The sequence below is a fragment of the Embleya sp. AB8 genome (genome assembly GCF_049739465.1).
Classification (GTDB): Bacteria; Actinomycetota; Actinomycetes; order Streptomycetales; family Streptomycetaceae; genus Embleya.
The window spans coordinates 264,773-280,434 of sequence record NZ_JBMHHY010000004.1 but is presented as its reverse complement, the minus strand read 5'-3'; the positions used below and the strand labels follow the sequence as shown (position 1 = coordinate 280,434).

The following is a 15,662-nucleotide window of genomic DNA, read 5'->3' as shown; positions in this document are numbered from 1 at the left end:
CAGCGCCCGCGCACCGGCCGCGCCACGGTTTCGACCCGGTACCCGCAGGGGCTACTTCCCGAAGCGGCGTTCGCGGTTGGCGTAGGAGCGGAGGGCGCGCAGGAAGTCGACGTGGCGGAAGGCCGGCCAGTAGCAGTCCACCCAGTGCATCTCGGCATACGCCGACTGCCAGAGCAGGAAGCCGGACAGCCGCTGCTCGCCCGAGGTGCGGATGATGAAGTCGGTGTGCGCGGCGGTCGGCGAGTACAGGTGTCGGGAGATGTCCTCGATGTCGAACCGATCGACCAGCTCGGCCGGGTCGCCGCCCGCCGCCATGTGCGTCTCGAAGGCGCTCTTCACCGCGTCGACGATCTCGCGTCGGCCGCCGTAGCCGACCGCGACGTCCACCTTGAGCCCGCCGCGCCCGGCCGTCGCGGCGGTGGCCTCCTTGAGCACGCGCGTGCTCGCGCCGGGCAGCATGTCGATCGAGCCGATCACCTGGACCTCCCAGGGACGGCCCTCGGCGGTGATGTCCCGGATGGTCTCCTCGATGATCTCGATCAGCGGGCCGAGCTGCTCCGCCGGTCGTCCGAGGTTGTCGTCGGAGAGCATGAACAGGGTCACCCGCTCGATTCCTGCGGCCGTACACCAGCCCAGGAACTCGGTCACCTTGGCGCCGCCCGCCCGGTAGCCCTCGCGGACGTCCGAGTGTCCCGCCTGTCGGGCCCAGCGCCGATTGCCGTCGAGCATGATCCCGACGTGCTGCGGGCGTGGCAGCCCCACCAGCGTGGTAGCCAGCCGACGCTCGTACACCGCCTCGATCGGCCGGCGCAGGAACAGCGGGAGCAGCTTCATGAACCTTCTCCATCACGTCGCGAAACCCTCGGCGGACCCTACCAGGGTCTTCCCCATCGGCCCCGACTCGATGAGCGCCCCCAATGCCGGTACTACACACGGTACTTGGTCGGGAGGGTTGCCATCGCCCGCGCAACTAAGGTAAACCTAACTCGACTCCTCAGGTTGTCTGAGGAGTGCCGAGACAGGTAATCACGAGACAGGTAATCAACAGGGAGAGGTGCCGCCCCCATGACCGAGTTGCACGACCTGACGATGCTGGAGCAGGCGTCCGCCATCCGCCGGCGGACGGTGTCGCCGGTGGAGTTGACCGCGCACTATCTGGAGCGCGCCGAACGCCTCAATGGCTTGCTCGGGGCGTACGCGCAGCTCGACCCCGACGGTGCGACGACGGCGGCACGTGAGGCGGAGCGCCGGGTCGCCGCGCACGGTGGCGCCGCTACGGACGGGCCGCTGCCGGCGCTGCACGGCGTACCACTCTCCGTGAAGGACACGTGGCCGGTCGCGGGGTTGCGCCACACCGCGGGTTCGGCGGTCTTCGCAGACCGCGTCGCCACGACAGACGCTGCCGCGGTGGCCGCGCTGCGGGCGAGCGGCGCGGTGTTCCTGGGTACGACCACGGCGGCCGAGTTCGGCTGTTCGTCGTTCACCGAGACCCACGCCGGCCCGGCCGTGTCGCCGTACGACCCCACGCGTGGCGCGGGCGGCTCCAGTGGCGGGGCGGCCTCGGCGGTCGGGGCCGGGTTGTCGGCGGCGGCGCTGGGCAGCGACGGGGGCGGGTCGCTCCGCATCCCGGCGGCGTGCTGCGGCGTGGTCGGCTTCAAGACCACGCGTGGGCGGGTGAGCCCGGCGCCGGGCGGCGACCCCAGCGGGCTGATCGGTGCGGGGCCGATCGCGCGCACGGTACGGGACACCGCGGCGCTCCTGGACGCGATGGCCTGCGTCGTCCCGGGCGACCCGCACCCGGTGCCCTCGGCTCCCGGTACGTTCCTGCGGCACGCCGAGCGCGACCCGGGGCGGCTGCGGGTGGGCGTGCTGCCGGACGGGCCCGGCGAGGACGCCGAGTGCCGCACGGCGGTCGTCGACGCCGCCCGGCTGCCGGCCGACCTGGGACACCACGTGGAGGAGGCGCCGGCGACCGGGCCGGACGAGTACCGGGACGCGTTCCGGGTGGTGTGGGCGATGTTGGCGACCGGTGTGCCGGTACCGGCCGATCGTGAGGCCGAGTTGCTCCCGTTGACCCGCTGGTTGCGGGCGCGCGGGCGTGGTCACGGCGCGCTCGAGTTCCTCGCCGCGCTCGGGCAACTCCAGGTGCTGGCACGGCGGATCGAGGAGCGGTACGCGGCGTACGACGTCGTGCTCTCGCCCACCACGGCGGTGCCCGCGCCGCGCGTGGGGGCGATGCGCGACGACGCCGACCCGGCGGTCACGTTCGAGCGGATGATCGCGGTACATCCGGTGACCCCGCTGTGGAACATCACCGGCCGCCCGGCGGTGAGCCTGCCCCTGCACTGGACCGCGCCGACCGCCGAGGCCCCGGCGGGTGTGCCGGTCGGCGTGATGGCGGCGGCGCGGCACGGCGAGGACGGCCCGCTGTTCTCGCTCGCGGCGCAGTTGGAGACCGCGGCGCCGTGGACGGCGAAGCATCGGCCGCCGGTGTGGTGAGGGGGTAGCCGGCCGGCCGCCGCCGGCGACGCCGTGCCCGCCCGGCGACCCCGGCTGTGTGGGTGAAGCCGCGAGCCGGGCGGCCCCGTCGGTGGTGGGGCGGCGTGCTTTAGGCTGCGGGCCATGGCACCGGGTACGGAGCGGATGGCGCGGGCGTTCGACGACCTCGCGGACGAGTACGACGACGCGTATCACGACGAGGTCGCGCGGGCCCTGGTCGGCTGGTCGGCCCCGACCGGGACGGAGGCGGTGGCCGACGTCGCGTGCGGGACCGGGGCGGTGGCGCTGGCCGTGGTCGCGGCGGGCGGTGGCGGGGGCGTACCGGTACTCGCGGTGGACCTGTCGGCCGGGATGGTGGCGGCGGGGCGGGCCCGCGCGGAGCGGGCCGGGGTCGGCGGGGCGATCGACTGGCGGGTGGCTCCGGCCGTACCGCTGCCCGTGGCCGACGGCAGCCTCGACGTGATCCTGTGCGCGTCCTCGCTGCACTTCCTCGGCACGCCGGCCCTGGCCGATTGGCGGCGCGCCCTGCGCCCGGGCGGCCGGGTCGGCTGCACCCTGCCGGTGGCCTCGACGTTCCAACCGCGCGGGGTGTACGCCGAGTTGGTCGCGAGCGACCTGCCGCTGCCCGAAACCGCCGAGAACGGACGGCAGTTGGCCGACCACGCGGGCTTCACCGACACGGCCGCCCGCCTCCTGGACGTCGGTTCGCGCCGCGTCGTCCTGATCCGGGGCCGAACCCCCGCCTGATCGCCCGGCGTTGCCACGATTGCCGCGCACCGGGCCGGCCCGGCGGTCGGACGACACGCTCAGTGCTGCAACGGGTGCAGACGGTAGGAGGACGGGAGGTCGCGTACCTCCACGGAGCGAATCACCCGGTCGTCCGGTTGCGGGTGCAGGTGCTTGGCCAGGAGTTCGAGCACCTCGTCCGCCAGCCGTTCCTTGAGCTGGTTCGAGCGGCCGGGCAGCAGGCCTATGTCGACGTGGACGAATGCCGCGGGTGCGTCCGAGTCGCCGAGGTAGGTCTCCTCGGCGGCCCGGAAGAACGTCTTGCAGGTCCCGGCCGACCCGGCGCCGGACACCACGACCGGATGCAGGTCGCGCGCGAAGGCCTTGCGGTCGAGTACCCGATCGAGGGCCGCGGAGTAGTCGACGGTGATGTGCGGCATGTGCAGGCCTTTCCCATCAAGTACTCAAGTACTTCCGACTCGCCGTGGCGTCGGGCGCCCGACGTCGTGGCGGCCGGCTCCGGCTTCGATGATCTCAAGTCGGGATCCGCAGGTCGGTGGGGGTGTGTTCGCGGTACCGGTTCGCCCGGTGACGGTTCCGGATCGCCACGTCAGCCCCACCGTACGCCGGATTGATCCTGCTTCGTCCCATTCATCCATCATCGCCGCACCGGCTGGAGGTGGCATCCAACCGGTTCTCCGGAGCCCGTCCGAGCCGCAGCCGTACCTGTGCCTCGGCTGCCTCGGCTGCCTCGGTGAACTTGTCGACGCCGGCGTGGCCGGCCGGCATTCCGGCCCGTACCCTGCCGCAGCGCTCGCGGGCCGATGCCTCAGTTGCTCAGGAGTTGCGCCCGGATGCGTGCGGCCACGTCGGCGCGGCTGCGGGGGCCGTCGTCGGCGGCGATGAAGTGGTTGCCGATGCGGAGGGAGAAGGCGATCAGGCAGCGGGCCTCGACGTCGTCCTCGTCGGCGCAGAAGGTGCCGAAGAGCGAACGCATGTAGCCCATGCGGCGGTTGTCGACGCGGCGCAGGCACTCCGCGACGGCCTTGTCCCGGCGGGCCCAGGCCCGAGGATCTTCGCAACGCGCCCCGGGGGCCCGACTCCCGCGCCCGGTCACCCGACCAACTCGGCCGGCCGCGCAAGGCTTGAAGCCCTATCGGCGGATGCCGCCGGCGGGTCGACTTCACGGCTCGGTGGGTCGCTCGGCGGCGTCGAGTGCGGGTGCGAGCGGGGCCAGTGCCGCGCGGAGCCGGTCGGGCAGTGAGCCGGTGGGCACTACAAGTCCTCCGGCGCCGAAACTCCCGGCGACCGTTGTGTTCCCGGCGACCGCTGCGTTCCCGGCCGGTCGGACGAACACCGGCGAGGGCGCACCCGAGGCGCTACTGCTGATCACCACCCGCACGGCGCTACGCGACGCGTTCCTCGACTGACGGCCCCACGCACGACGAGCACGGCTCGGGATCCACGCCGCACCGCACGGCAGCACGGACCTCGAGCGGATGGAGGCGGCATTCACCGAACCGGCCGCCCACCGCCGACGCCGCCGGCCGGTCGATTGCCGCATCGGCCCCGGCGGGCCCCGGCCGGCTGCGCTGCCAAGCCGCTCCGCGCACCCGGCAGCGCACTTCCTACAGGAAGTCGAACCTCCCGGCGTTCGTGGTGGAGGCGGACGAGTTCACCGGCCGGGTGCGCCGACGGATCCGTGAGCGTGGTCAGCAGCCGGTAATGGCCGGTGTGGGCCCCTCGCGATGTGGTGATGCTGATCTCGGCGTCGATGACCCGCACGGTGAGTGCGCCCATCCGGGCAAGGAACGAGCCGCCGCCGCAGCGGGCCACCGGCACCAGTCTGCGTCCGGACTTGCAGCGCACCGGCAGATGCGCGCCGATGGCGGCAAAGCCGTTCAGCAGGACCGAGGCGGCGAAGTTTCGGTCGCCCAGCAAGAGCATCCCCATGCGCAGATCACCCGTCAGCCGACCCGCATACTCCAGCTCGCCCGTCGTGGCAGGGCCGAACACCGCCCCGACCACCGACCGGGTCCCGCAGGCCACCAGCGTCGCCAATCGGAGCCGTGGATGGCCTCCGGTCCCGCTGTTGCACCGCTGCTTGACGAACACGGCGAGGTTCGCCGCGGTGTCCGGCACCGGCGGCAATGTGCCGTCGACCGCAACCACCGGCATCCCGCGCCACCGCGTCGCGGTGGTGGCCACCGGGCCGCGCAACAGGTCGAACAACGCCTTCGACGGCGTCGCCCCCAGACGCCGGCGGGCCTGCCGCAACGTGCTGCCGCTCGGTCCGGCGGGCGCGGGAACCGCCAGTCCGGCGCACAAGTGCTCGAAGACCTGCCGGTAGCCCAGATCGGCGAACAACGTCCCGGCCGGCAGCAGGTACACGGCGACCGTGCTGGCACCAGCCGGATCCGCCGCTCGGCCCTCCCGGTCGCCGCGAGTACTTCGTCGACCATCTCGAACGGCACGATCCGAGTCGACTCGCCGATGTGACCGGGCGCGAATGCCCCAGCCGCCACCTTGACCGTTCGCGTTGTGTCAGTCTGATTCAGCAGCGGAGCTCCCGTGGTGAGGATGTCTTGGAGTGACGGACCTCTTCTACGGCAGCTCCGCTGCTCTGCTTACCGGCTTTGACAAACGAGACCCACGCCCAACTGAACGGCGTTGGTACTAGGACCCGCGCCGGTGGTCCAGGCTCGCGAAGAACTCCCGGATGTCGCCGATCAGCAACTCCGGCTGCTCCAGCGACAGGAAGTTGCCGCCGCGCTCGAACTCGGTCCAGCGCACCACGTTGTGGACGCGCTCGGCGAAGCGGCGGATCGCCACGTCCTGCGGCAGCGCGACGGCCACCGCCGTCGGCACCGTGCCGCGTTCCTTCGGCGCCCACGCGCTCTGGTCGTGCGCCATCTCGTAGTAGAGGTTGGCCGAGGATCCGGCGGTGCCGGTGAACCAGTACAGGCCGATGTTGGTCAGCAGGGTGTCCCGGTCCACCGCGTCCTCGGGCAGCGCGCTCGCGGTGTCCGTCCACTCCTTGAACTTCTCCACGATCCACGCCAGTTGGCCGACGGGCGAGTCGTGCAACCCGAAGGCGAGCGTCTGCGGTCGGGTCGACTGGATCGCGTTGAAACCCATCTTGTCGTCCCGGAACTCCTGCAACCGGGCGAGCCTGGCCTGCTCGCCCTCGCTCAGTCCGGCGAAGTCGGCCGGGTCCTCCGAGGGGAAGGTGACCAGGCCGTTGACGTGGATCCCGATGATGTGCTCGGCATCGATCCGGCCCATCTCGCCCGCGATCCACGCGCCACCGCCGTTGCCCTGGACCCCGTAGCGCGCATATCCCAGGCGGGCCATCAACTCGGTGAACGCGCCCGCGATCCGGCCGGTGGTCCAGCCGGGACCCGACAGCGGACCGGAGAAGCCGACGCCCGGGGTGTCGGTGACCACGACGTGGAAGTCGCGCGACAGCGGCTCGATCACGTCGACGAACTGCACGAACGAACCGGGCCAGTCGTGGATCAGCAGCAGTGCCGGGGCGTCGGCCCGATCCGAGCGCACGTGCGCGAAGTGCACGTCCTGGCCGTCGATTTGGGTGACGAACTGCGGGAACTTGTTGAGCCGCGCCTCGGCCTCGCGCCAGTCGAACCCGTCCGCCCAGTAGGCGGCCAGGTGCCGGAGGTAGTCCGTCGGCACCCCGCGCGTCCAGGCCGGCACGCCCGGAACGTCGGCGGCCCAGCGGGTGCGGGCCAGCCGCTCGCGCAGGTCGTCGAGATCGGCCTGCGGGATCTCGATCCGGAAGGGGCGTATTGCGGTGTCGGTGATGGTCTCGGTGCTGCTGCTGTTCTCCATGCGAAGAAGGCTAGGCAGCAGGGGGTGTCGCGTTCGTCCCTCGGGACCGGTGCATCGCCTCCCTCCTGCGAGGGAGCGGGCTCTCCGTCCGGGGGAGGTGACGGGGCCGACCGGCGATGGCGACAATGAGCCATGCGCGTTTCCGACATCTGGTTGACCCTGGGCTTCCTGGCCGGTGCGCACTCGGTGACCGCGCTTGCCCCGGCCGGGCCGCCGTATCGCGAGGTGGACGCGCTCGGCCTGGGCCTGGCGCTGGCGTCCGCGCTGTGTCTGCTCTGGCGTCGGGTGGCGCCGGTTTCGGTGGTGTGTGCCACGTCGGCGCTGGTGGTGGTCAACGCGGCGGCGGGCTACTCCACCATGGTGACCCAGTGGCCGGCGTGGATCTCCCTGTTCACCCTCTTCTCGCTGCGCGGCCGGGTGGCCCGGGTGGTGGGTGCGTTGGTCGAGTTGGCGGCGGTGGGGGGATATGTGTTGTTGGATCGGGGGCCGGTCGGTGCGGCGGATGTGTTCGGTGTGCTGGTGTGTTTCCTGCTGGCCACGGTGGCGGGGGAGGCGGCGCGGAGTCGGCGGGTGGCGGCGGATGCGGAGTATGCCCGGCTCCGGGCCGAGGAGCGCTCGGAGTTGGCCCGCGAACTGCACGATTCGATCGGGCACTCGGTCAATGTGATGGTGATGCAGGCGGGGGTGGGGCGCCGGGTGTTCGCGGCGGACCCGACCTTCGCGCGTGAGGCGCTGGGCAATATCGAGAGCGTGGGCCGGGACGCGCTGGGTGAACTGGATCGCCTGGTCCGGGTGATGCACACCGATCGGCCGACCGCCGACCTGTCCGCGCTGGTCGATCGGGTCCGGGCCGCCGGGCGCGAGTTGCGGCTGAACACGGGGGAGGTCCGGATGAGCGAGGGTGTGGCTCAGGCGCTGCACCGGATCGTCCAGGAGGCGCTGACCAATGCGTTGCGGCACACCGACACCGGCCGGATCGATCTGGACGTGGCGCAGGTGGGCGACACGGTGGTGGTCGAGGTACGCAACGAGGGCGGGCACCTCCGGGTCGAGCGACCCGGCCGCGGCCTGGCCAACATGCACGAGCGGGCCCGCCGGGTCGGCGGCGAGGTGGAGGCCGGCCCGGTCCACGACGGCTTCCGAGTCCGCGCGACACTCCCGGCCCAACCGTGAAGCGGAGCGCCGGACCAGGTGTCCTAGGCCGCGTCGCGCATGATGGTGCGGGGTGGGCCTGGGCCGGTTCGGCGGGGCGGGGTCGTGGCGGGTGCCCGCGTTTTTCGTCGCTGCACGTCCCCTCCGGGGCCCGGGGTTTCTGCCCGGTGCTCCGCATCCGTGCTGCCCGTCCACTACGTGGCCGTCACTGCCCCGGTCGGCCTCCCCGACTCGGCGGTTTCCAGGGGCCGTTGTCCGGTCGGCGGCCCCGGTGGTCGGTTGCCGTGCCGCGTCTCGCGGCCTGTCTCGGCTCCCGCCCTCTCCTCGGGTCCGAAACCGGATCGCGGCGAGGTTCCCACTGCTTGGGAGGATGCGTGACCTGCGGTTTCACCCGGCGCTCGGTCATGCGGAGACCGGCGAGTGCGGGTTTGGTGCCTCCGGGGTCGAAAGCGAGGCGCGACAAGGCAGAAAAGGCCGCGCCCCGAGGGAATACGGAGCATCGGACGGACACTCGACCGAAGGAGACGAGTCGCCGGTCCACACGCACACCGCATGACGCGCCACCCAACCCCATCGAGGCCGAAACGCCTGCGCAGCGGCCGAACCACGCGATGCCCAACGGACAACGGCCTCCGTCGCGAGTCGGGGAAGCCGTCTCGGTCGGCAACGGCCACGTAGTGGACGGGCGGCACGGATGCGGAGCACCAAGCACAGACCCCGGCCGCGGAGCGGACGTGCAGCGACGAGACGCGGGCAGCCGCCACGATCCGGCCCCGCCGAACCGACCCGGGGTCGACCACGCACCGGACTGCTACCGGCCGGGCTTCCGGTACGTGGACTTCTCGCGCGCCCTTCGTTCCTACGCCGGGCGCGAACGCTTCGGCAAGTTGCCCTCGGTGTCCGGTGGTTGTCCCAGTCTCGGTCGTCGAAGGCGGAACAGCAGCGCGAGGCCCACGGCGAGGCTGACGGTCATGTCGAGTGCCTGTAGCCAGTCCGGAGTTCGCCCGGGTGAGTAGATCTCCAGGTAGTCCGCCTGGGCGTGCACCAGGACCAGCGGCCATACGCTCCCGATGACGAGGCGCGCCGCGCCGAGGCTGAACCCGAACAGACCCGCCGACAACACCTGCCACTGCGTGTCGTTCCAGGACGCCCCGAAGAAGAGGTAGTTGTCCAGGTGGCCCACCCCGAACAGGGCCGCGCTCAGCACTACCGCGCGCACCTCGCCCAGCGGTTGGGCGATCTCCAGGATCAGCGCGCGATAGCCGAGCTCCTCGCTGAGGCCGATGCCGAGTGTGAGCACCACCCCGCCGATCAGCGTCGGCGCGCCACCCGCGAGACCGGGCAGCGCCGCGAGGCATGCCACCGCCACGAGCGGCAGCAGCACCGGCCGGCGGGCGAGCCTGCCCCAGGTCGCCACCCCCGCGATCCGCAGCAGCCCCCAGGCCCACAGCAGCGCCAACGCCGCTGCGGCGGCCACCAGGTTGACCACGGTCGGACCCAACTGCGGGAATCAGTGAGGCGTCAGCGGAGGCAGTGCCTTCGCCACCACGACCACGATGGCCTGCCACCCCAACGCGAGTTCCACCACCCCGAGCGCCGGTCTCCGGCGCACGTGCTCTCCCCACCGCGTCACCATGCCGCGAGCATGGGTCAGGCCCGGACATGGGGAGTACCTGACGCATGGATCGTCGACAACGAGATCCACGGCAATGACCCGATCCCGAGTGCCGCGTACGGTGCGCCGCAACGCGCCACGCCCCGGCCCACTTTGGTGGGTCGGGGCGTGGTGGTCTGCGGTTGGTCGATCGGCTATCCGTGCGGGAAGGTCGTTTTCGCCGGGCGGGCCAAGTCGTCGGCGTAGTTGGTGATCAGGGTGAGGTTGCGGTCGGCCAGGTGGTCGAAGACCTGGGGGACGCTGGAGCCGGGGGTCAGGGAGGCCAGGGCGCGCTCAGGGTCGAGGTGGGCGGAGACCCAGCCCTCGTGGGAGGAGCCGCGGGCGATCACCTCCGCGCCGGGGGTGACGATCATCGAGTTGCCGAAGTACAGGACGCCCGCCGGGTCGCTGCCCGTTGCGTTGGAGCCCACGATGTAGACGTGGTTGTCGTACGCCCTTGCCCGGTTGGTGAGTTCCCACAGGTCGGCGGAGCGGAGCAGGGCCGAGGGGCGGCAGATGAGTTCGGCGCCCTGGACGGCCTGGATGCGGCTCAACTCCGGGTAGTCGCCGTCGAAGCAGATGATCATGCCGATGCGGCCGAGGTCGGTCTCCACCACGCTGACGTGCTCGCCCGGGGTCACCCACCCGCCGCGCGCGCGGAGTTCGGGGCCGAAGGGGTGGGTCTTGCGGTAGACGCCGAGGATTTCGCCGTCGGGGCCGGCCAGGACCGAGGAGTTGTACACCACGCCCCGGTCGGCGCCGCGTTCGTAGGTGCCCCAGACCAGGTGTACGCCCAGCTCGCGGGCGCGGTCCTGGAAGGGGTGGGTGAGTGCGCCGGGGATCTCGTCGACCAGGTCCCACAGTTCCTCGGCGGGCAGGGCCGGGGTGAAGCCGGTGGTGACGCTTTCGGGGAGCACGACCAGTTCGGCGCCGGTGGACTCCACGCAGCGGGTGATCCAGTCGAGCGCGTGGGTGATGTTGGCCTCGACCACGGACGCGGTGAGCGGTCCGGGGCGGGGGACGAGTTGTACGGCCGCTGCCGTGAATGCACGCATGGAAACTCCGTTCCGGGAGGGAGGTTCAGCGCCGACGGGCGATCACGCCGCCGACGATCGCGCCGAGCAGCGCGACCGCCGCGCCGAACAGGGCGCCCTTCGCGAAGTCGTCGCCGAGGGAGGACGGCCCCGCCGGGGCCGCGTACGCGGCGATCGGGGCGACCGCGACCGCGCCGCCATCCGCCGTTGCCCCCACCGGAGTTCCGTTGACCGCGGCAGGCACGGCAGCCATGGCAGGCGCCGCCGGCGTCAACGGCGTCAACGGCGTCTGCCCGGTCAGGATCTTGTCGACCGACTTGAAGAACTCGCCCGCCGTCTTCTTGGCGACACCGGTCAACATCCGTTGCCCGACCCCGCCGATCACCCCGCCCACCACGGCCTCGGCGTCGTATTCCAGCCGGGTCCGGCCGCCGTCGATGTCCGCCAGGGTCACCTTGACCTCGGCGCTGACCGTGCCCGGGCCGCCCGAGCCGGATGCCTTGAGCATGAAGGAGCCCGGCGGTACCTGGTCGGTGAGTTGCACGTTGCCCAGGTAGGTGCCCTTGATCGAGGCGACGCCCATCGTCACGGTCATCCGGTACGCGTCGGGGCCGGTCTCCTCCAGCTTTTCGCAGCCGGGGATCGTGCGGGTCAGTACCGCCGGGTCGTTCAGCGCGGCCCAGACCTTGTCGGCCGGCGCGTTCAGGATGGCGTTTCCTTGGACCTTCATGGTGCGACGTGCTCCTTAGACGGCGGGGCGGTGGGTGCCGGCGGCATGGTCGGCGCCCCGGCGCAGGGCCGGGATCTCGCCGGCGGCGAACCGCTTGCGCAGGTGGAAGAGTTCGGAGGGCTGGATGGGCATCCGCACGATCGGGAAACCCTCGGCGTCCTCGATCGCGGAGGCGAACACGGCCGCCGCAGGGATCACGCCCGCCTCGCCCGCGCCCTTGATGCCCAGCGGGTTCAGCGGGGAGGGCGTCTCCAGGTGGTCGATCTCGATCTTGGGGACCTCGCTCGCGTACGGCATCAGAAAGTCCATGAACGAGGCGTTGACCAACTGCCCGTGCTCGTCGTATTCCATCCGCTCGTACAGCGCGCCGCCGACGCCCTGGGCAACCCCGCCGTGTACCTGGCCCTCGACGATCATCGGGTTGATCAGGTGTCCGCAGTCGTGCACGACGCAGTAGCGCAGGATGCGGATCTCGGCGGTGTCCGGGTCGGTCTCCACGATCACCGCGTGCATCCCGTTGGCGAAGGTCGCGGTCGGCGGCGAGTAGTAGTCGCGTCCCTCCAACCCCGGTTCCTCGCCCTCGGCGATCGGCGGCTTGGAGAAGTCGGCGGTGCCGGTGAGCTGGGTGGCCGCCTTCGACGCCTCGTCGAACGCGTAGCGCAGCGGGTTGGACAACACCGCGACCGTGCCGAGTGCGACCGAGGAGCCCGGGCTGCCCTTGACCCGTACGTGTCCGTCGACGATCTCCAGGTCGCGCGGGTCCGCCTCCAACGCCTCACCGGCGATCCGCAGTGCCTTGGCCTTGACGTTGCGTGCGGCCAGCGCGATGGCGTTGCCGCTCATCACCGCCGCGCGGGAGGCGAACGTGCCGACCGCGTAGGGGAATCGGCGGGTGTCGCCGGTCGTCACCGTGACGTCCTCGAGCGGCACGCCCAACTCGTCCGCGACGATCTGCGCGAAGACGGTCTGGTGTCCCTGGCCCTGGCTGGTGAGCCCGGTGGCCACGTTGACCTTGCCGGTGGTCTCGACCTGGACGTGCCCGCCCTCGTACGGCCCGACGCCGGTGCCCTCGACGTAGCACGCCACGCCGATGCCGACCCGGCGCCCCTCGGCCCGGGCCCGGTCCCGATAGGCCTCGAACTCGTCCCAGCCGACCAGCTTCTTGAGCGCCGCCAACGACGCCGGGAAGTCGCCCGAGTCGTAGATCAGCGGGCGCCCGTCCTGGAACAACAGCCCGTGGTCGTAGGGCATTTCGTCGGGCCGGATGAAGTTGACGGCGCGTACCTCGGTGCGGTCCTTGCCCAGATGGTCGGCGATCGCGTCCATCGCCCGTTCCATCGCGAACACGCCCTGCGGCCGGCCCGCGCCGCGATAGGGCGTGACGATCACCGTGTTGGTGTAGAGGCTGCGGAAGTCGACGCGGTAGGCGCCCGGCTTGTACGGTCCGAGCAGCTGGGTCGAGGTGATGATCGGGACGATGATCCCGTACGGCGTGTACGCGCCGTTGTCGTGCAGGATCTCCACGTCGAGCCCGAGGAGTCGGCCGTCGTCGTCGAACCCGACGCGTACGGTCTGGAGTTGCCCGCGCTCGTGGGCCGCGGAGATGAAGTGTTCGCGGCGGTCCTCGGTCCACTTGACCTCGTGGTCGAGCAGTCGGGCCGCCCACGGGATCAGGATCTCCTCGGGCCACGGGTGCACGATCTTGACGCCGAAGCCGCCGCCGACGTCGGGCGTGACACACTCGACGCGGTCCAGCGGCAGATCCAACTTGGCGGCCACGGCGGCCCGGACGCCCGTGGACGTCTGGGTGGAGGTGTACACGCGCAGGCTGGCGTCGGCGGCGTCCCAGCGGGCGTAGACGCCGCGGCCCTCCATCGGCATGCACGCGCTGCGCTCGATGTCCAGCTTCAGTTCGAGGCGGTTGGGCGCGGCGGCGATCGCGGCCGGCGCGTCGCCGACTTCCTGGACCAGATGTGCGGCGCAGTTGCCGGGGACGTCGTCGTGTACGAGGCGGTCGGCCCGGAAGGCGTTCTCGATGCCGACCACGGGCGGGAGCGACTCGTACTCGACGGTGATCCGCTCGCACGCGTCCTCGGCGAGGTAGCGGTCCCGGGCGACGACCATCACCACGGCCTCGCCGACGTGGTTGACGAACTCCTTGGCCAGCGGGTAGGCGGTGCGGCCGTGGGTGAGTGCCGGGTGCGGGATGAGCAGGGGCAGCGGTTCGGCGACCCGGCCGCTCAGGTCCTCGTAGGTGTAGATCGCGATCAGGCCGTCGACGTCGAGCGCGTCGGTGATGTCGATCCCGGTGATCCGCGCCCGGGCGTGCGGGCTGCGTACGAACGCGGCCTCGTAGGCGCCCGCGCCCAGGTCGTCCAGGTAGCGGCCGTTGCCGACCAACAGCCGCAGGTCCTCGGTGCGTTGGACCGGGGCGCCGAACATCTTGGTGGTCATCGCGCGTCCCCCTCGGCCGGCGCGGCGGCCTTGCGCTCGTCGGTGCCCTTGCCTTCTTCGGTGCCCTTGCGTTCCTCGGTGCCCTTGCGTTCCCTGGTGATGGCGGCGGCGCGCAGCACGGACTTGACGATGTTCTGGTAGCCGGTGCAGCGGCACAGATTGCCGGAGACCGCCTCGCGGGCCTCCTCCTCGGTGGGCGCCGGGTTCTCCTCCAGGAAGGCGGAGACGACGGTCAGGAAGCCGGGTGTGCAGAACCCGCACTGCAGGCCGTGACACTCGCGGAAGGCCTGCTGTACGGGGTGCATGGTGCCGTCGGCGTCGGCAAGCCCCTCGACGGTGGTGATCTCGTGGCCCTGGGCGCTGACCGCGAACATCAGACACGCGCGCATCGGCTTGCCGTCGATCCGCACGGTGCATGCGCCGCAGACGCCGTGTTCGCAGCCGACATGGGTGCCGGTCAGGCCCAGGTCGTGGCGCAGGCAGTCGGAGAGCAGGCGGCGCGGGGTGACGGTGGTGGTGCGCAGCACGCCGTTCACGCTCAGCCGGATGTCGAGCCGCTGCTCGGTGGGTATCTGCGTCTCGGTCATCGGGCGCTCCGCTCGGTGGTACCGGAAGTGCTGTTCGGTGCGGTGGGGTCGGGGTCGACCAGGGCGGCCCGCTCGGTGGCGGTGCGCAGTGCGCGGGCGGTGAGTACGCCGGCCAGTTGGGTGCGGTATTCGGCGGTGGCGTGGATGTCGCCCTCGGGTTCCCAGTCGTCGGCGGCGAGCTTGGCCGCGTCGGTCCACACCGCGGTGTCGGCGGTCCGGCCGATCAGCGCGTCGGTGAGGTCGAGGACGAGCGGGACCGGGGACAACGACAGGTACGCGGCGCGGGCCGAGACGATCCGCAGGTCGTCGTCGACGGTGACGGCCGCCGCGACGCCGCACATCGCGTAGTCGCCGTGTCGGCGGGCGATTTCCGTGAACTCGGTGCCGGTGCGGCCGGGCAGGCGGGGGAAGTGGGCGGCGACGGCCAGTTCGCCGGCCTCGATGCACGCCTCCAGCGGGCCGAGGAAGAAGTCCTCGGCGGCCACGGTGCGGGTGGAGCCCTTGCGGGCCAGCGTCATCGAGCCGCCGAGCAGGGCCAGTACGGCGGTCATCTCGCCGGAGGGGTCGGCGTGCGCGAGGCTGCCGACGGTGGTGCCGCGGTTGCGGATCACCGGGTGGGCGACCAGGCGCAGGCCCTGGCGGAGCAGCGGCACGACCGCGTGTGCGGCCTGGTGTGCCTCGACCTCGGCGTGTCGGGCGAGGGCGCCGATCGCGACGCCGTCGGGGTCGGCGCGGATGTAGGAGAGTTCGCCGAGCCCGTTGATGTCGACCAGGTGGGCGGGCGCGGCGAGTCTCATGTTGAGCATCGGGATCAGACTTTGGCCGCCGGCGAGGACCTTTCCGTCGTGCCCGATTCCGTCGAGGGTGTCGAGCGCCTCGGCGAGATCGGTCGGTGCGTGATATCGGAATGCCGGCGGCTTCACGTGTCGTCCCCTCCTGGTGTTCGCGTGCGGTGGTGCAACAAGGGTGAGTGGGCG

At 71.7% G+C, this 15,662-nt stretch carries 13 protein-coding genes and 1 pseudogene; 3 read left to right on the top strand and 11 right to left on the bottom strand.

Features of this window, described 5'->3' with window-relative positions; translation table 11 throughout:
- Positions 1 to 51 precede the first annotated feature (51 nt).
- Positions 52 to 834 carry an isoprenyl transferase gene (locus tag ABIA38_RS07930; protein ID WP_424637737.1) on the bottom strand — a complete coding sequence of 261 codons (783 nt, stop codon included), beginning with the start codon at positions 832 to 834 and terminating at the stop codon, positions 52 to 54.
- Between the two features lie 231 nt (positions 835 to 1,065).
- On the opposite strand from ABIA38_RS07930, the gene ABIA38_RS07925 reads away from it, so the two are divergent.
- Positions 1,066 to 2,499 carry an amidase gene (locus tag ABIA38_RS07925; RefSeq protein ID WP_424637736.1) on the top strand — a complete coding sequence of 478 codons (1,434 nt, stop codon included), beginning with the start codon at positions 1,066 to 1,068 and terminating at the stop codon, positions 2,497 to 2,499.
- Between the two features lie 123 nt (positions 2,500 to 2,622).
- Positions 2,623 to 3,246, top strand: coding sequence for a class I SAM-dependent methyltransferase (locus ABIA38_RS07920; RefSeq protein ID WP_424637735.1), 624 nt, complete (start codon positions 2,623 to 2,625; stop codon positions 3,244 to 3,246).
- Between the two features lie 59 nt (positions 3,247 to 3,305).
- Here ABIA38_RS07920 and ABIA38_RS07915 read toward each other — a convergent pair whose 3' ends face one another.
- The 4 genes and pseudogenes from ABIA38_RS07915 to ABIA38_RS07900 all read right to left on the bottom strand — a co-directional run bounded on the left by ABIA38_RS07915 (position 3,306) and on the right by ABIA38_RS07900 (position 7,074).
- The gene (locus ABIA38_RS07915) at positions 3,306 to 3,665 is read right to left on the bottom strand and encodes a 5-carboxymethyl-2-hydroxymuconate Delta-isomerase (protein WP_424637734.1); all 360 of its coding nucleotides are present in this window, start codon (positions 3,663 to 3,665) and stop codon (positions 3,306 to 3,308) included.
- Positions 3,666 to 4,054: 389 nt separating this feature from the next.
- Positions 4,055 to 4,231, bottom strand: a complete 177-nt coding sequence (locus ABIA38_RS07910; RefSeq protein ID WP_424637733.1) for a hypothetical protein — start codon at positions 4,229 to 4,231, stop codon at positions 4,055 to 4,057.
- A 506-nt stretch (positions 4,232 to 4,737) separates the two neighbouring features.
- A pseudogene (locus ABIA38_RS07905) lies at positions 4,738 to 5,687 on the bottom strand (transposase domain-containing protein).
- Positions 5,688 to 5,901: 214 nt separating this feature from the next.
- Positions 5,902 to 7,074, bottom strand: a complete 1,173-nt coding sequence (locus tag ABIA38_RS07900) for an epoxide hydrolase family protein (protein WP_424637732.1) — start codon at positions 7,072 to 7,074, stop codon at positions 5,902 to 5,904.
- 132 nt (positions 7,075 to 7,206) lie between these two features.
- Between ABIA38_RS07900 and ABIA38_RS07895 the strand changes: the two genes are divergently transcribed.
- Positions 7,207 to 8,247 (top strand): sensor histidine kinase, encoded by a 1,041-nt coding sequence (locus tag ABIA38_RS07895; RefSeq protein WP_424637731.1) that lies wholly within the window; start codon positions 7,207 to 7,209, stop codon positions 8,245 to 8,247.
- Positions 8,248 to 9,085: 838 nt separating this feature from the next.
- Here the strand turns inward: ABIA38_RS07895 and ABIA38_RS07890 are convergent.
- From ABIA38_RS07890 to ABIA38_RS07865, 6 genes are all read right to left on the bottom strand, one after another.
- The gene (locus tag ABIA38_RS07890) at positions 9,086 to 9,715 is read right to left on the bottom strand and encodes a CPBP family intramembrane glutamic endopeptidase (RefSeq protein ID WP_424637730.1); all 630 of its coding nucleotides are present in this window, start codon (positions 9,713 to 9,715) and stop codon (positions 9,086 to 9,088) included.
- Between the two features lie 320 nt (positions 9,716 to 10,035).
- Complete coding sequence (locus ABIA38_RS07885; protein ID WP_424637729.1) at positions 10,036 to 10,935, bottom strand: carbon-nitrogen hydrolase family protein; 900 nt, start codon at positions 10,933 to 10,935, stop codon at positions 10,036 to 10,038.
- A 25-nt stretch (positions 10,936 to 10,960) separates the two neighbouring features.
- Entirely contained in the window at positions 10,961 to 11,644 is a 684-nt protein-coding gene (locus ABIA38_RS07880; RefSeq protein WP_424637728.1) for an SRPBCC family protein, read from the bottom strand.
- A gap of 15 nt (positions 11,645 to 11,659) precedes the next feature.
- Positions 11,660 to 14,098, bottom strand: coding sequence for an aerobic carbon-monoxide dehydrogenase large subunit (cutA, locus tag ABIA38_RS07875; protein ID WP_424637727.1), 2,439 nt, complete (start codon positions 14,096 to 14,098; stop codon positions 11,660 to 11,662).
- Positions 14,095 to 14,685, bottom strand: a complete 591-nt coding sequence (locus tag ABIA38_RS07870; RefSeq protein WP_424637726.1) for a (2Fe-2S)-binding protein — start codon at positions 14,683 to 14,685, stop codon at positions 14,095 to 14,097. Before ABIA38_RS07870 ends, cutA begins: the two co-directional genes overlap by 4 nt.
- Positions 14,682 to 15,608 (bottom strand): FAD binding domain-containing protein, encoded by a 927-nt coding sequence (locus ABIA38_RS07865; protein WP_424637725.1) that lies wholly within the window; start codon positions 15,606 to 15,608, stop codon positions 14,682 to 14,684. Before ABIA38_RS07865 ends, ABIA38_RS07870 begins: the two co-directional genes overlap by 4 nt.
- Positions 15,609 to 15,662: the final 54 nt, after the last annotated feature.

Excerpts from the sequence above, each read along its gene's own strand:
- ABIA38_RS07930 (WP_424637737.1), bottom strand. The coding sequence starts at position 834 with ATGAAGCTGCTCCCGCTGTTCCTGCGCCGGCCGATCGAGGCGGTGTAC.
- ABIA38_RS07925 (WP_424637736.1), top strand. The coding sequence starts at position 1,066 with ATGACCGAGTTGCACGACCTGACGATGCTGGAGCAGGCGTCCGCCATC.
- ABIA38_RS07920 (WP_424637735.1), top strand. The coding sequence starts at position 2,623 with ATGGCACCGGGTACGGAGCGGATGGCGCGGGCGTTCGACGACCTCGCG.
- ABIA38_RS07915 (WP_424637734.1), bottom strand. The coding sequence starts at position 3,665 with ATGCCGCACATCACCGTCGACTACTCCGCGGCCCTCGATCGGGTACTC.
- ABIA38_RS07910 (WP_424637733.1), bottom strand. The coding sequence starts at position 4,231 with ATGGGCTACATGCGTTCGCTCTTCGGCACCTTCTGCGCCGACGAGGAC.
- ABIA38_RS07900 (WP_424637732.1), bottom strand. The coding sequence starts at position 7,074 with ATGGAGAACAGCAGCAGCACCGAGACCATCACCGACACCGCAATACGC.
- ABIA38_RS07895 (WP_424637731.1), top strand. The coding sequence starts at position 7,207 with ATGCGCGTTTCCGACATCTGGTTGACCCTGGGCTTCCTGGCCGGTGCG.
- ABIA38_RS07885 (WP_424637729.1), bottom strand. The coding sequence starts at position 10,935 with ATGCGTGCATTCACGGCAGCGGCCGTACAACTCGTCCCCCGCCCCGGA.
- ABIA38_RS07880 (WP_424637728.1), bottom strand. The coding sequence starts at position 11,644 with ATGAAGGTCCAAGGAAACGCCATCCTGAACGCGCCGGCCGACAAGGTC.
- cutA (WP_424637727.1), bottom strand. The coding sequence starts at position 14,098 with ATGACCACCAAGATGTTCGGCGCCCCGGTCCAACGCACCGAGGACCTG.
- ABIA38_RS07870 (WP_424637726.1), bottom strand. The coding sequence starts at position 14,685 with ATGACCGAGACGCAGATACCCACCGAGCAGCGGCTCGACATCCGGCTG.